The organism is Cellvibrio sp. (assembly GCF_053579595.1).
The window spans coordinates 1-14,243 of the sequence record NZ_JBRFPI010000078.1; the positions used below are offsets into that span (position 1 = coordinate 1).

Genomic DNA, 14,243 nt, shown 5'->3' on the forward strand with positions numbered 1-14,243 from the left:
AGCACCTGTTGGCAGCTACCCTGCAAATGGTTTTGGTATTTACGATACCGCAGGCAATGTCGCTGAATGGGTGGAAGATTGTTTTACCGACAACTACACGCTGCACCCGAAAAATGGACAAGCAATGTTAGTAAAAAGCTGTGACTCACATGTCGTGCGCGGTGGCTCGGCCAAAGACAACGCCGAGCGTCTTGCCAATCACATTCGCGATTATCACCGCACTGAAATTTTTGATGTGCATTTAGGTTTCCGTGTAGTGATGGAACTGAAATAGATATGAGCAGCTACACGTTATGCTAATGCTTCTCAGCCAATGGATGATCGGTTTTTCGTTTGTGAGCCTTGTGCTTTTCTGGCTGGTTTACTGGTCAGTGTTTAGGGCATTTGAAAAAACCTGGCTCTCTAAAATGGCATGCACTTCAATGTTAATTGCACTTGCGCTATTGCAATGGCATCACTGGCAATGGATTGCTCTGGGTGAGTCCATTTTCAATAACGCTGCATACTTGGCAATATTGTTTCTTGCCGCTCCGTCGTTTTACCTGTTTAGTCGCGAACTCCTGCAATTCAATACACGCAATCATCCATTATTACTATTGCATTTTATCCCATTAATAATCAGTCCCTGGCTAAGCGGTGTAATCGGTATTCCCATTGCATTTAGTATCGGCTGCGGTTACGCGCTTTGGTTGTGTCTGATCATTTTCAAACTGCGTGGTCAGCGTCAGTATTTCTCACTCGAGTTCGTAACCTTTGCTGCATTTGCAGCCATAGCGCTATTTATTTTATTAATTGGCCTGCTGGCGCCTTGGGTGGGTGAGTTCTGGTTTGTAATCGCCTACAGCAATCTTATTGGATTGGCACTGCTGGCGATGCTCTACCTGCAACTGCGTTTTCCTGATATCACTCAAAAAACCTGCGACGCAGTCGCCGCCAGCTATGCAGCATCCACACTCAAAAACGCCGATTGCGATGCATTGATAGGCCAACTTAAGCGACTGTTGCTTGAGCAAAAAATCTATCGCGATGAAAACCTGAATTTATCCACCCTCGCTGACAATCTCGCGTTAAGCAGCCACCAAACCTCTGAGCTTATTAATACCCACTTCGGTCAAAGTTTTTCCCGCTTGATTCGCGAGCATCGGGTCCATGAAGCCAAACAGCAGTTAGTTAATGAACCCAAGGCCTCGGTGTTATCGATTGGGCTAGCAGTAGGGTTCAGCACCCAGTCAAACTTTTACTCTGCATTCCGTGAACTGACCGGTGAAACGCCGGGCCAATTTCGCAAGCGCATGGGGATCGCAGACACTTAACACTCATCAATTCCTTTAAACGGTATTTCAAGCTCTCCATTCACTCCAAAATGATCATTTTGGAGTTTTATAAGCCATTGTTTTTTATAAGAAAATAACGACAGCATAAATACTTATTCCAAAACGATAAAAACGGAAGCCCCACCTCTCACGGATCGACAAAATCCCTGTTGTGCGCTGTAACCGCAGCCAGTACCTACCACACAACAGGAGCTTTTTATGCTGAATCTTGCCATCTACTGTTTCTACCTTGCCATTAGCCTGCTGATCACCATCCACATCGGCAAACTGCTCAACCAAAATGGATTGATCTTTCTCACCAATCAATTGGTGGGCAATAAACCCTTGGCGCTGGCCATTAACAACCTGCTACTTATCGGCTATTACCTGATCAACATTGGCTACATCTTACTGGTGCTGAACCTGGGTACATCCGCCATGGCGAATGGCGAACTGAATGGCCAGCTTTATTTTCTCACCCGGAATCTTGGCCTGGTCACACTCATGCTCGGCGCGATGCATATGATTTTGTTGTACGTACTGGCCAATTGGAAGCCAGATGTTCAGGTCACCGAAGAACAATAAATTCACCACAACCTATTTCCAATTGGAGCACACCATGACCTTATTTAATTCTGCCTGTTTACGTTTACCCATTAGCCTGTTGTTAGTCGGCTTACTGGTTCCTGCCATTCTTGTGCTGGCTGCACCGCAATTCATCGATGTTATTGAGGGTTTGCCTCACTGGTTATCCAGTTGGATTTATTTAGCGCTCTCATGGCTCGCCGTGCGCCTGACCTGTAAACAATTATTGGAATCCAGTTTACCTGCAGATGACTGCCCTAACGGACCCACGGGTTTACAGGCACATACCCGTACCGCCGAACTCCTCATTATGGGCACAGCACTGCTAAGCCTGAGCTGGGGACCAGGCCCTGAATACATTGAAGAGGCGATGTTATTTGTGAGTATGCGTTTGGGAATTACGCTGCTGTTACTTGGGGGAATGGTGTTGGTGTTTACCCATATCAAAATGCGGGGACTGCAGGAGTAATAGCGATGAATTCAATTTGGGTCAAACGTTTTTCGCTCACACTCATTGCAATTTTATTGCTCAGTGTATGCGAAGAATTCTACCAGCAAAAAACGCCACGAGAACAAATAATGGAATTCTGTGAAGAGTATTACAGCACCGGAAAAAGACCGGCCCACATTGAGTTACCTTGTCACTAATAGGAAATAGATCATGAAAAAAATCATCAAACCCATGCTCGTTATCGAGTTTATCGCCTGTTTCAGTTGCGTCGCATTATTGTGGGGAACCGGATGCTTTTTTGCGTCCTACTGGCTATTTGATCTCTTTAATAATATTGAGGACAACCTGGCTGGTCTTTTATTCTTACTGTGGATAATCGCCGGTGGTGTTGGATTAGCCGGAGCAATCACATTGCTAATCCATCTTCTGCAAACTCATAATGGGGACGCAAATCCCCGGCAATTAAATGCCATTGTTTATGCCTCGATTATCACTGGCATGATTGCCAATATTATCCTCAATTTTATGTTTAGCGACATTTGGCAAGATGTAATAGTGCAATTCACATTGAGTGGATTATGGGTAATAGTCGTATTCAATGCGCCAATAATCTGCACGCTACATTTTCTTTGGCTCAATTGTCGTCACAACCGAGATGTAAGCAAGCGTTGTTGGCTTAAGAATTGTTTACCAACACCGCAACAAACATAGTATCCGAATCCAATTCCGGCACACCTAAAATGCGTTGGGATTGGATGCTAAATTCTGGATGCTGTTGCACAAACCATTCAATTTGCTGTTCGTTTTCACTCACTTGCCAACTGCATGTCGCATACACTAAATGCCCACCTGCCCTTACCGCAGGTGCGGCATTGGTGAGCAGTTGTTGCTGCAACTGAATTAATTCGTTGGTGTCATTGGCATCAAAACGCCAGCGGGCATCCGGGTTGCGGCGCCAGGTTCCAGCGGAGCTGCAAGGTGCATCTATCAATACCCAATCAAACCCGCGTTGCTGCGCAATTTCTTTCGGCAAACGCAAAGGTTCCAAACCTGTCCAGACAAAAGCCCGCACATTAAAAATGTCGGCGCGTTTCACACGGCGTTTTAATTCATCCAATTTGTATTCATGCAAATCGGTTGCAACCAATGCACCTTTGTTATTCATTTGCGCTGCGATCGCGAGCGTTTTTCCACCCGCGCCGGCACAGGCATCCCAGACTTTCTGGCCAGGTTTTGCAGCGACGGTTAAAGCAATTTGTTGGCTGGCAATATCTTGAATTTCAACAGCACCGGTTTTGTATTCCTCCGTCGAATGAACACCGACACCACCGCGCGCCGATAAACGCTGTTGATCATCGAGCTGTGCTTTTACACCTTGACGCTGCAAGCTATCGCATACATCAACTACATCAGCATTCTTTTGCACACGCAACCAAAGTGGCGGTGTGGTGATTTGTTGCTGAATAAAATGTTGCAGGGTTTTATCATCCCAATTGCTTACAGTTTTGCGTGCGTTTAATAAATCTGCCCACTGCGGACGCAAGCCGTACCACAATAAATAGATGTGGAAATTCTCGGGCGTTGCCTGCGCAGCGAACTGGTTAAAAAATTTGCGTCGATCTTCTGCGTCGCGCAATTGCGCCTGATTTTTTTTCGGTTGATCGCCATTCACACGCAACTGAACCCAGTACCAAAATGACACTGGCACTATGGCCTGGACATCCCGATGCTGCCACTCCAAGTCCCACTGTAACCAATCAATCGCCGTTTCCTGGTTGCGGTAGGCAAACTCTAGCGCCGTCGCTAATTGCTGAAAGCGCAGCGCAGAAAACATTGCAAGGCTCAGTGATGCACTTTCGACCGCCTCCGGTTCGGCATTCGGGGCAAAGGTTTTTGGGGTTTTGAATTTGTTGTGCTTTTTGACCTCATCATACTCAGGCATAGAGGTCGGCCCTGAGTGGGCATATTGGCGCACGGTATTTTTCAGCCACTTATCCAGTGGCATGCTACCTGCCACTTCCAGCCATGCACGCCAAAGCGGAACCAGCCGGGAGTCTTCATACTGAGCAGCGGAAGCGGTTTGTTTGGAGCTGGAGGAAGGAGTTTGCATAGAGGGCGCCACAATTGGGATCGGGATCAGGAAGACCCAAAAAGTGGCGCATTCTACCAGTGATAGGGGTGCCGATGCAGCTTAACGCTCGGCCGCATCGGCCAGAATATCCAGATTGACTCCGATGGTCAGGGCGCCAATGGTCCTGCCGCTGGATTTGACCGGCACCGATACCTGAATGAGGTAGGCATTGGCGCTGTCATCAAACTCGGGCGCAGCAATAAACACCTCACCCTGCCCACCTTTGAAGGTTTCGGTAAATTTCTCTTCGTCTCCCTGCCAGAAATCCGAGGTTTTGTTAGTCATGGCGACATTTGCACCCTGGTTGTCCACCACAAACATTTCAACGTAGTAAGGCTCTGATTTTTCAATCGTCCGCAGCGCTTTGGCGGCGTCATTCTCCATGATTTCGCGCATACCCTCATCGATACCTTCCTTATTCGCCATCCATTCAGCATCGCGTTTCTTAATATCATCCATCGACATACCACGTGAATTCCGCGCTTCAACCGCCGCCACAATCACCGGGTTCTCGCCCAGCTTTTCAATTTCAGCGAGGCGGGCATTCAATGAATTGGGCACCTCTTCTGCAGCGACCGCCCAAGCATCATGCACGGTACAGCATGCTCCAAGAATAAATAACGTCGTTTTGAGCAATCTTTTATCTAATCGCACGTTTGATCCCCTGTTTCAAATAGGCATGCGCCGCAAGCAGCACTTTAAGTAAAGAGGATAAACAACCCATGTCAAGTTAACGCAAAGCAAGATAAGTAGCCCATTGATATTTTTAGATTTTTTAACGCAGGGTAATTTTTTGTTTAGCCGTTTGCGCGATGAAGCGATGGGGCTTACAACTAGAGAGATGATCTTGCCTGGAGGCACTCAATGGCTCAACTTAATCGCCGTGAATTGCTTAAAGCGCTAGCTGCGCTCGGTATCGCCGCCCATGCAGCGCCATTATTTGCCAGTTCCGCACCGAATAAACGTGTTGGTGTCGCGCTTGTGGGGCTTGGCTATTACAGCCGCGACCTGCTCGCGCCCGCATTGCAACTCACGCAACATTGTTATCTGGCTGGCATAGTGACCGGTTCACCGGAAAAAATTCCGGTGTGGCAAAAACACTATGGGCTAAAGGATTACAACATCTACAACTACAGCAATATGCATGAATTGGCCAACAACCCTGACATTGATGTTGTGTATGTTGTCACGCCCACCGGCACGCACAAAAAATTTACGGAAATTGCCGCTAATGCGGGCAAACATGTATGGTGCGAAAAACCCATGGCGATGAATGCAAAAGAATGCCAAGCGATGATTGATGTGTGCAAAAAAAATAAAGTGCAATTGACGATTGGCTACCGCATGCAGCATGAACCTAATACGCAGCGCATCATGCAATTCGCCAAAGAAAAACCTTATGGAAAAATCCAAACGATTATCGCTGAAGCGGGCTACAACAGTGGCAATGCAGGATACAGCTGGCGCGCCGATCCGAAACTCGGAGGCGGCGCTATGTACGATATGGGTGTCTATCCACTGAATGCCGCACGTTACACCGCTGGCGAAGAACCCATCGCCGTCACAGCAAAAATGGAAAGCACGCGAGAACTTTACAAAAATGTTGATGAGACGACTGAATTTGAATTGGAATTTGCCAGCGGTGCGCGCGCGAAATGCGCGACAAGTTATGCACGCTCAATGAATTTACTGCGCGCCGATTGCAAAAAAGGTTGGTATGAATTAAATCCCTTCCAATCCTATTCAGGAGTACAAGGTAAAACGAGCGATGGCATTCAACTCGCGCCATCACCCACTAATCAGCAAGCACGGCAAATGGATAATGATGCACTCGCGATTTTAAATAAATCGCCGATTATTGTTCCCGGTGAAGAAGGTATGAAAGATATTGTGATTTTGGAAACGATCTTTAAAGCAGCAAAAGAAGGAAAGCGAATTACGTTGTAATATTTAAATCCTCGCTCCCAAGCTCCGCTTGGGAGTGTATATCGCCGATTAAAATACGCTCATCAACCGCGCCTGAAACCAAATAATCACCGGAAACGCCGCAGGCCAAATCCAGAAAAAACGATTTAATCCAAACAACAAAGCATTGGCCAGATGAAATAAAGCCGCAATACCAAGCGCAACAATTAATAACGTTTGATTCAGCAACGACAACGGAAACAGCAACTCAAATACCATCACCGACCAAGACATCACCTGAAGCATCTGTGGTCGCCCGGCCCACAATCGCACACTCTCACTCACCGGATAAGCACTCAGCGCAAACACCTGCTGCAATGCGCGGCCACTACGCCAGTCTTGATTAACCACCTTCACCCAACCGGACTGAAAATACGAAAGCGTCAATTGCAACGCCAAATATCCCAATGCAATTTCCTGCCAGTAGCGCGACGGGGCCACATGCGATAACCATAAACAAAGCAGCACCAACACAGTCATAGTATCGCTGCCGCCATTGTAAGGCCCTTGAAAACGCTTGATTAACATTATCGCCGTCACCAGCAATGCAGATTCAACCAGTAATGGCTGCAACCCCAACATCAATAAAATCGCCAGCACTGCGCGAATAAGTCCCAGCGTTTTTTCTGGTTGTTGTCCACGTATAAATTCGAGGCCTTGCTGGAAAATTGCAAAGCCTAAAATAATCTCAGCGAACCGAACTGCAAGCTCAAGCGTCATTGCCCGTCACCCACATGCCACAACCCAAAGGGTCTATAAACAAACACAACCTCATCACGCACCTGCCCCGCTTCAAGCTCTAGCGCGCGAATACGAAACACCAAATAGTGAAATTCACCATCCGTAATTATTTCTTTATTTAAAACTGTCGCCACCAATCGCTGTCCAATTTCCCATTCATGGAACTCCGAATAACCCTCAAACAAATGTTCCGCGCAGGTGTTGATATACAAACGCTCATTCCATAATGGATTGTGAAATAATTGCTGTAGACCAAGAGTGAAATTGATTCTTTTAGGCAGAGGACGGAACGGCAACCATTTTTGCGGCTCGGAATTTTTATCCGCAACAAAGCCCATCTCAATACGCGGCGATGGACCAATACTGCTGAAGAAGCGCCAGGAGGGGAATAATATGGGGAGGAATAGTTTTAAAAACATGGAGATTTTCCCAGATAATATTGCATTTCTGAATGTTTGCACCTAGATTTGCAAGAGCTCATTTTTTGTGTGCACAACAATTAACCTGATATCAGGTCATAACCTAAAAAAGGAACAACATGAGTTCGATATTAACCAAGCGCCCGGCCCGTTATACCGCTCTACTATTGGGGGCATTCGGATTGTTTTTTACCACACCGGTTTTCGCCGAGATTTATAAATGGACAGATGCACAAGGTAAAGTGCACTATTCAGATAAAAAAATTGCCGATTCTGCCCAAGCCCAAAACCTCAACTTAGGCACTATGCCGGCTGCAAAACCAGTGGATACACTTTCCGCTAAACGCTACCACAATACACGCCCCTCACTATATTTATTGAGAAGTGAATTAGCACTTGAACAATTAACATCTTTACGCACCCCTGACAATTTCGCTTATTTTTATTTTGGTGGAGATTGTGTTTCACCCACCGCTGTAAGCTACGCCGAGTATATAAAACGCTATAAAAAAAGCCTTCCTGAATCGGACGATCTTTATCGCGATGAAGGCCGCATATTTGAACAATATAACTTTCGTACTCAAAACGCGCTTTATGCACTCAACAACCCCACACGCTCATTAGATGAAGAAGGAAATCCCCCGCTCAAGCTGCAGATTGAGATAATCGATATGCGTATTAATGCCTGCACGCAACGACTGCAGAAAGCAACCATTTCCGGGAATTTGGATAAAATTAGCGGCTATAACTTTGAAAAAGCGAATGTATGGCTGCAAACGCGTTTCACCATTAGCAACTCTACCGACGATGTGGTGCTGCTCAACATCATTACTGAGGGTTCGGCCAATGAAGTGGATGGTTATCAAGGCAATATTTCTCGATTGACTACTGCCGCCTATGAGCAAGCTATTAACAATTTAATTGCCAATCAAAAATTTTCTGAGTTACTTACACCAAAATCCAAAATTCAAAAAATTAATATTCCCGAATCAAAGCCGACCGAGCCAACCGAAACTAGTGGGCTACTGAGTCGTCTCACTGAAAAATTCCAACTCAATTCCGTTAAAAAGTCTAGAGTAGCTGAAGCGCTATCCTTGGTGAATCCTGTCCGTATTAGCATAGTGCAGTACTATGCAGATACTGGAAAATGGCCAAATAGTTTTGCTGACATCAATTTAAACGCTAGCGAACTGCAACAAAAGGATCTAATCGACAGCGCCGAACTACGCTTGGGCGCGGTACTACATTTACGCTTGGCAAATTCGACTTTTGGAGAAAATGAGGTACTCCAGCTAATACCGAAACCTATTATGAGCGGACAATCTATCGACTGGGACTGCCGCACCTCTCTCGACAAGGCATTTTGGGTAGGCGACTGCCAAGGGCAATAAAACTCATTTAGATATTGGGTTCAATTTATTGAGCCCAATATTGCGACTTAAAAATAGCTAGTACTGTTGCAGCCTTTTTACACCACAGATCAAATCGCCTTTTTCTTCAACTTCTCAATCTCATCGCGCAATTTAGCCGCAACTTCAAACTCCAAATCTTTTGCGGCTTGGAACATTTGTTTTTCCATCAACTCGATGGTTTTCCAAATGTCTTTTGGATTTACATCAACGGTATATTTACCCGAGCGTTCCGCGATCGCCATTGCCTTGTTGCGTGCGCTGCGGCCGCCAGCGCCAGGAGCGACTGAGCCTTCCAGAATATCGGCGATGCTCTTGTTGATGCCTTTGGGGGTAATGCCATTTTTGAGATTATGTGCGACTTGTTTTTCGCGGCGACGATCCGTTTCTCCTATCGCACGCCCCATAGAACCAGTAATGCGGTCTGCATAGAGAATCGCTTTACCATTGACGTTACGCGCGGCGCGGCCGATGGTTTGGATAAGTGAGCGATCTGAACGCAAGAAACCTTCTTTGTCAGCATCTAAAATAGCGACCAAGGATACCTCTGGGATATCCAAACCTTCACGCAGCAAGTTGATACCGACCAGCACATCGAATTGCCCCAAACGCAAATCGCGGATAATTTCGATGCGTTCAACCGTATCAATATCCGAGTGCAAATAACGCACACGAATGCCGTGTTCCGCGAGGTATTCAGTAAGATCTTCTGCCATGCGTTTGGTGAGCACTGTAATTAAAACGCGCTCACCTTTTTCAACACGCAAACGAATTTCGGAGAGCACATCATCGACTTGTGTAGTCGCGGGGCGAATTTCGATTTCAGGGTCAATCAATCCTGTCGGCCGCACAACCTGTTCAACCACTTGCCCTTGATTTTCGGCTTCGTATTTTCCGGGCGTTGCCGAAACCATAATCATTTGTGGAGCGATGCGCTCCCACTCATCAAAACGCATGGGGCGATTGTCCAATGCGGATGGCAAACGGAAACCATATTCGACCAGCGTTTCTTTTCGTGAACGATCACCTTTGTACATAGCGCCGATTTGCGGAATGGTCACGTGGCTTTCGTCGATCACTAACAAAGCTTCGGGCGGCAAATAATCAAATAACGTTGGTGGCGCTTCGCCGGAATTGCGGCCAGATAAATAGCGCGAATAGTTTTCGATGCCGTTGCAGTAACCCAATTCCTGCATCATTTCCAAATCGTATCGGGTACGCTGTTCCAAGCGCTGCGCTTCAACAAGCTTGTTATTTTCGCGCAGGTATTCCAAACGCGTGCGCAATTCTTCTTTGATATTGTCAATCGCCTCCAGAATTTGTTCGCGCGGTGTTACATAGTGGGATTTTGGATAGACAGTAAAACGCGGGACTTTTTGCAACACTTCACCGGTGAGCGGATCAAAAATCGAAATCTGATCAACTTCATCGTCAAACAATTCGATGCGTACCGCTTCAATGTCCGAATCGGCGGGATAAATATCAATCACATCGCCACGCACGCGATAAGTCGCGCGGGAGAATTCCATATCGTTGCGTGTGTATTGCAATTCAGCGAGACGACGCAAGATTTGGCGCTGGTCAATTTTGTCGCCGCGTACGATGTGCAGCAACATTTTCATATAGGCTTCTGGATCGCCCAAACCGTAGATCGCTGAAACTGATGCGATAATGATGGCATCCTTACGCTCCAGTAGCGCTTTGGTTGCGGACAAACGCATTTGTTCGATGTGCTCGTTTACCGCCGAATCTTTTTCAATAAAGGTATCAGACGAAGGCACATAGGCTTCGGGCTGATAATAGTCGTAGTAGGAAACGAAATATTCCACCGCGTTATTGGGGAAAAACTCTTTGAACTCACCGTAGAGTTGCGCCGCCAGCGTTTTGTTGTGCGCCATGATCAGCGTTGGGCGCTGCACCTGCGCGATCACATTGGCGATGGTGAAGGTTTTACCTGAGCCCGTAACACCCAACAGGGTCTGGTGAGCCAGCCCCGCCTCTATGCCTTGCACAAGGCCAGCAATAGCAGTGGGTTGGTCGCCCGCAGGCGCGAATTCACTATTTACAACAAATTGCTTGGACATAAGAACTCAATAATGAATTAAAAAAGGGATTGTAACTAAAACTGGTTCAACCCAGCGACCATACTTGCTAATGGACTGCAGTATTTCTTCTGGGACACGCCGTGAATACATCCCTGTAGGCTCATCTTCGACATCCATGTCTCAGACGGTCTCAGAAAAAATACTCCAATCCATTACGCGACAAATTGCTGAATAGGATGGCTAGCAGATGCCATTACTAGCTAGACTTGAACACCACACAGCCTAATCCCCGCAACTGACAACCTATGTCAGCAGCACCCTTAATAACCGAAGGAGGCTTATATGAGCGAGTTCCGCACCGAACACGACAGCATGGGCGAGGTACAAGTGCCCAAAACCGCACTCTACGGCGCCCAAACCCAACGCGCACTCGACAACTTCGCCATCAGCAGCCTTACCCTGCCCCCGCGCTTTATCCACGCTGTAGTCCATATCAAAAAAGCCGCTGCCCTCACAAATCGTGAACTGGGTTTGTTGGATGAAGACATCGCCTGGGCGATTTGCGCCGCCTGCGATAGCATAGTCGCGGGGCATTATGTGGACCAGTTCCCGGTGGATGTATTCCAAACCGGTTCAGGCACTAGCACCAATATGAATGTGAACGAGGTGATTGCTCATATCGCCAGCGAACTGGCAGGGCAAAAAGTGCATGCCAATGACCATGTAAACATGAGCCAAAGCAGTAACGATACGATTCCCAGCGCAATCCATGTCAGCGCCGCGCTCGCCCTCAAACAGCAACTCTTTCCCGCGCTGGAAGAATTGCACACCAGCTTACTCGGCAAAGCGGAAGCACTGTCCGATGCAGTGAAAACTGGCCGCACCCATTTAATGGATGCTATGCCCGTGACATTTGGGCAGGAAATAAATGGCTGGGCGAGTCAAATTGAAAGCAATTATGTGCGCTTACAGATGGCGTTGCCGCAATTATTGCGCTTGGCACAAGGCGGCACAGCCGTGGGAACCGGCATTAACGCTCACCCGGAATTTGCTGAAAGATTTGCAGCGCATTTGAGCGAAGCTACTGGATTGATGTTTGAGCCTGCAGATAATTTTTTTGCACTCATGAGTGCACAAGACACGTCCGTTGCAATTTCAGGACAATTAAAAACACTCGCCGTCAGCTTGATGAAAATCGCCAATGATTTGCGCTGGATGAATTCTGGTCCACTCGCCGGTTTGGCAGAGATCAGTTTAAAACCACTACAACCCGGCTCATCGATTATGCCAGGCAAAGTCAATCCGGTAATTCCTGAAGCGGTGACCATGGTGTGCGCACAAGTCATGGGGAACGATGTAAGTATTGGTATTGGCGGGCAATCCGGCAATTTCCAATTGAACGTGATGTTGCCATTAATTGCCTACAATTTATTGCAATCCATTGAATTACTCAGCAATGCGAGTAATGAACTGGCCGATAAAACTATCGCCACTTTTACCGTCAATCACACCAACCTGCAAAAAACGCTCGCGCAAAATCCGATTTTAGTGACCGCATTGAATCCGATTATTGGGTACGAAAAAGCCGCAGCAATTGCCAAAAAAGCTTATAAAGACGGGCGCGCGATTATCGATGTTGCACAGGAAGAAACTGATTTGAGCCGTGACGAATTGGAGCAATTACTAAATCCAGAAAAATTAACTCGCGGCGGTTTGTAAAAAGCTGTCTTTTAAACGATTGAATGAGATAACCCCACAATGGATTTTGTTGTAGAGACACTGTTATTTTTATTTTTCGCTGCCACCGTTGCAGGTTTTATGGATACACTCGCTGGCGGTGGTGGTTTGATCACTATCCCTGCGTTGGTTGTATCCGGCGTACCACCACTCGCAGCCTTGGGTACCAATAAATTACAAAGTAGTTTTGGTTCAGGAACATCGAGTTTTTTATTATTTAAACGCAAAAAAATCCACTGGCAAGAATTGCGCCCCATGATGGTTGCCGCTTTTGTTGGCTCTGTCGCCGGCACAATAATTGTACAATTTATTGATGCCAAAGTACTGGGATTTATGATCCCGCTGGTATTAATCATCATTGCCACTTACTTTATTACTGCACCCTATTTAAAACTTGAATCAACTGAACCGAGAATGTCCGCCAAGCTTTATCAAAAAACGGTATTACCCGTTATCGGCATTTACGATGGCATGTTCGGACCTGGTACAGGATCTTTTTTAGCAGTTGCAGGGGTGAGCTTACGCGGACTGGAATTAATCAAAGCCACGGCGATTGCAAAGCCACTCAACTTCGCCACCAATATCGCCTCGTTAATAGTGTTTATCTTTGCAGGTCAAATTATGTGGCTTGCCGGGTTCGCAATGATCATCGGGCAGATGCTCGGAGCTTGGATGGGTTCGCACTACCTTTTTAAAGTGAACCCCAAAGTATTGCGGATACTGATTGTTACAATTTGTTTGATTATGTTAGGGCAGTATTGGTACAAACAAATCGCTGTTTAAGGCTTTTACCAATAGCATCAGGAATCACACATGATGGACTTCTCCCGCATAATCAGTCGATTGGTGTTGATACTGCTGAGCAGTACCATCGGCGCCTGCGTGGTCACCCCAAAAAAAGGGGCAAGCTATGATGAAAAATGCATGGTATCTACGCAAAAAATTGTACTCACCACGGAGCAAATGCGAACGTTCGATGATATAGACTGCCTCACCAGGAGTTGTAAAGAAGAGGTAACGGGTGCATTGGTCGTCGCGACCCTAACGGCTACCACCAGTGCAATAGTATCTGGATCGGTCGCATTAATAGGCAACACACTCTATTGGCTAGAGAGCCAAGGCGAGTGCCCGAATAAAAATCATCAGAAAGAAGATAAACTTCAAGTATTACCAGAAGGCACAGATGAGACCTACTTGATCAGAGAAGAAGTAATTACCGCTAGATCCTGATTTTATTATTCACATCACGATTCGCCGCAATTGGACGCTGCTCAATCACTTCCCGACCTGATTTTGCCATACGATCGTAAAGTACCACATGGACAGTAGCAGCGAGATTCATGCAGCCGATGGTCGGGATATAAACCACGTGCTGGCAATGATCTAACAATTCTTTTTTTATCGAGCCATCTTCCGGGCCGAAAATATAATAGGCGTTATCGGGATG

Annotated in this window: 16 protein-coding genes; 10 read left to right on the forward strand and 6 right to left on the reverse strand. The window is 46.7% G+C overall.

Going from position 1 to position 14,243, the window contains the following annotated elements; all coding sequences use genetic code 11:
* From ACWA6V_RS06945 to ACWA6V_RS06965, 5 genes are all read left to right on the forward strand, one after another.
* On the forward strand, positions 1-274 hold a 274-nt coding region (locus ACWA6V_RS06945; RefSeq protein WP_449521796.1), incomplete at its 5' end, for a formylglycine-generating enzyme family protein.
* A gap of 133 nt (positions 275-407) precedes the next feature.
* A complete protein-coding gene (locus ACWA6V_RS06950) occupies positions 408-1,313 on the forward strand; it encodes a helix-turn-helix domain-containing protein (protein WP_449521797.1) in 906 nt (301 codons plus the stop codon).
* Positions 1,314-1,532: 219 nt separating this feature from the next.
* Entirely contained in the window at positions 1,533-1,898 is a 366-nt protein-coding gene (locus tag ACWA6V_RS06955) for a hypothetical protein (protein ID WP_394984368.1), read from the forward strand.
* A gap of 34 nt (positions 1,899-1,932) precedes the next feature.
* Complete coding sequence (locus ACWA6V_RS06960; protein WP_449521798.1) at positions 1,933-2,367, forward strand: hypothetical protein; 435 nt, start codon at positions 1,933-1,935, stop codon at positions 2,365-2,367.
* Positions 2,368-2,559: 192 nt separating this feature from the next.
* Positions 2,560-3,060: a hypothetical protein gene (locus ACWA6V_RS06965; RefSeq protein WP_449521799.1), complete on the forward strand. Its 501-nt coding sequence runs from the start codon at positions 2,560-2,562 to the stop codon at positions 3,058-3,060.
* On the opposite strand, the gene ACWA6V_RS06970 is transcribed toward ACWA6V_RS06965, so the two are convergent.
* Positions 3,026-4,459 carry an RsmB/NOP family class I SAM-dependent RNA methyltransferase gene (locus ACWA6V_RS06970; protein ID WP_449521800.1) on the reverse strand — a complete coding sequence of 478 codons (1,434 nt, stop codon included), beginning with the start codon at positions 4,457-4,459 and terminating at the stop codon, positions 3,026-3,028. The two genes, ACWA6V_RS06965 and ACWA6V_RS06970, sit on opposite strands and share 35 nt — an antisense overlap.
* A gap of 81 nt (positions 4,460-4,540) precedes the next feature.
* On the reverse strand, positions 4,541-5,074 hold the full coding sequence (locus ACWA6V_RS06975) for a cache domain-containing protein (protein WP_449521801.1): 534 nt from the start codon (positions 5,072-5,074) through the stop codon (positions 4,541-4,543).
* Between the two features lie 270 nt (positions 5,075-5,344).
* On the opposite strand from ACWA6V_RS06975, the gene ACWA6V_RS06980 reads away from it, so the two are divergent.
* Positions 5,345-6,427: a Gfo/Idh/MocA family protein gene (locus ACWA6V_RS06980; protein WP_449521802.1), complete on the forward strand. Its 1,083-nt coding sequence runs from the start codon at positions 5,345-5,347 to the stop codon at positions 6,425-6,427.
* A 48-nt stretch (positions 6,428-6,475) separates the two neighbouring features.
* Here ACWA6V_RS06980 and ACWA6V_RS06985 read toward each other — a convergent pair whose 3' ends face one another.
* The gene (locus ACWA6V_RS06985; protein ID WP_449521803.1) at positions 6,476-7,165 is read right to left on the reverse strand and encodes an HTTM domain-containing protein; all 690 of its coding nucleotides are present in this window, start codon (positions 7,163-7,165) and stop codon (positions 6,476-6,478) included.
* Positions 7,162-7,605, reverse strand: a complete 444-nt coding sequence (locus tag ACWA6V_RS06990) for a hypothetical protein (protein WP_449521804.1) — start codon at positions 7,603-7,605, stop codon at positions 7,162-7,164. The genes ACWA6V_RS06985 and ACWA6V_RS06990 overlap by 4 nt, the downstream gene beginning before the upstream one ends.
* 119 nt (positions 7,606-7,724) lie before the next feature.
* On the opposite strand from ACWA6V_RS06990, the gene ACWA6V_RS06995 reads away from it, so the two are divergent.
* Positions 7,725-8,996, forward strand: a complete 1,272-nt coding sequence (locus tag ACWA6V_RS06995; RefSeq protein ID WP_449521805.1) for a DUF4124 domain-containing protein — start codon at positions 7,725-7,727, stop codon at positions 8,994-8,996.
* An 89-nt stretch (positions 8,997-9,085) separates the two neighbouring features.
* Here ACWA6V_RS06995 and uvrB read toward each other — a convergent pair whose 3' ends face one another.
* Positions 9,086-11,098: an excinuclease ABC subunit UvrB gene (uvrB, locus tag ACWA6V_RS07000; protein WP_449521806.1), complete on the reverse strand. Its 2,013-nt coding sequence runs from the start codon at positions 11,096-11,098 to the stop codon at positions 9,086-9,088.
* A gap of 303 nt (positions 11,099-11,401) precedes the next feature.
* Between uvrB and ACWA6V_RS07005 the strand changes: the two genes are divergently transcribed.
* From ACWA6V_RS07005 to ACWA6V_RS07015, 3 genes are read left to right on the forward strand one after another with little or no spacing between them, the layout of a single operon-like run.
* On the forward strand, positions 11,402-12,778 hold the full coding sequence (locus ACWA6V_RS07005; protein WP_449521807.1) for a class II fumarate hydratase: 1,377 nt from the start codon (positions 11,402-11,404) through the stop codon (positions 12,776-12,778).
* A 39-nt stretch (positions 12,779-12,817) separates the two neighbouring features.
* The gene (locus ACWA6V_RS07010; protein ID WP_449521808.1) at positions 12,818-13,579 is read left to right on the forward strand and encodes a TSUP family transporter; all 762 of its coding nucleotides are present in this window, start codon (positions 12,818-12,820) and stop codon (positions 13,577-13,579) included.
* 30 nt (positions 13,580-13,609) lie between these two features.
* Positions 13,610-14,026: a hypothetical protein gene (locus ACWA6V_RS07015; protein ID WP_449521809.1), complete on the forward strand. Its 417-nt coding sequence runs from the start codon at positions 13,610-13,612 to the stop codon at positions 14,024-14,026.
* Here the strand turns inward: ACWA6V_RS07015 and ACWA6V_RS07020 are convergent.
* A partial coding sequence (locus ACWA6V_RS07020) for a TrmH family RNA methyltransferase (protein ID WP_449521810.1) occupies positions 14,016-14,243 on the reverse strand: 228 nt, incomplete at its 5' end. The two genes, ACWA6V_RS07015 and ACWA6V_RS07020, sit on opposite strands and share 11 nt — an antisense overlap.

Bases quoted from the DNA above. Each gene is read 5' to 3' on its own strand.
- ACWA6V_RS06950 (WP_449521797.1), top strand. From the start codon at position 408: ATGGCATGCACTTCAATGTTAATTGCACTTGCGCTATTGCAATGGCAT.
- ACWA6V_RS06955 (WP_394984368.1), top strand. From the start codon at position 1,533: ATGCTGAATCTTGCCATCTACTGTTTCTACCTTGCCATTAGCCTGCTG.
- ACWA6V_RS06960 (WP_449521798.1), top strand. From the start codon at position 1,933: ATGACCTTATTTAATTCTGCCTGTTTACGTTTACCCATTAGCCTGTTG.
- ACWA6V_RS06965 (WP_449521799.1), top strand. From the start codon at position 2,560: ATGAAAAAAATCATCAAACCCATGCTCGTTATCGAGTTTATCGCCTGT.
- ACWA6V_RS06970 (WP_449521800.1), bottom strand. From the start codon at position 4,459: ATGCAAACTCCTTCCTCCAGCTCCAAACAAACCGCTTCCGCTGCTCAG.
- ACWA6V_RS06980 (WP_449521802.1), top strand. From the start codon at position 5,345: ATGGCTCAACTTAATCGCCGTGAATTGCTTAAAGCGCTAGCTGCGCTC.
- ACWA6V_RS06985 (WP_449521803.1), bottom strand. From the start codon at position 7,165: ATGACGCTTGAGCTTGCAGTTCGGTTCGCTGAGATTATTTTAGGCTTT.
- ACWA6V_RS06990 (WP_449521804.1), bottom strand. From the start codon at position 7,605: ATGTTTTTAAAACTATTCCTCCCCATATTATTCCCCTCCTGGCGCTTC.
- ACWA6V_RS06995 (WP_449521805.1), top strand. From the start codon at position 7,725: ATGAGTTCGATATTAACCAAGCGCCCGGCCCGTTATACCGCTCTACTA.
- uvrB (WP_449521806.1), bottom strand. From the start codon at position 11,098: ATGTCCAAGCAATTTGTTGTAAATAGTGAATTCGCGCCTGCGGGCGAC.
- ACWA6V_RS07005 (WP_449521807.1), top strand. From the start codon at position 11,402: ATGAGCGAGTTCCGCACCGAACACGACAGCATGGGCGAGGTACAAGTG.
- ACWA6V_RS07010 (WP_449521808.1), top strand. From the start codon at position 12,818: ATGGATTTTGTTGTAGAGACACTGTTATTTTTATTTTTCGCTGCCACC.
- ACWA6V_RS07015 (WP_449521809.1), top strand. From the start codon at position 13,610: ATGATGGACTTCTCCCGCATAATCAGTCGATTGGTGTTGATACTGCTG.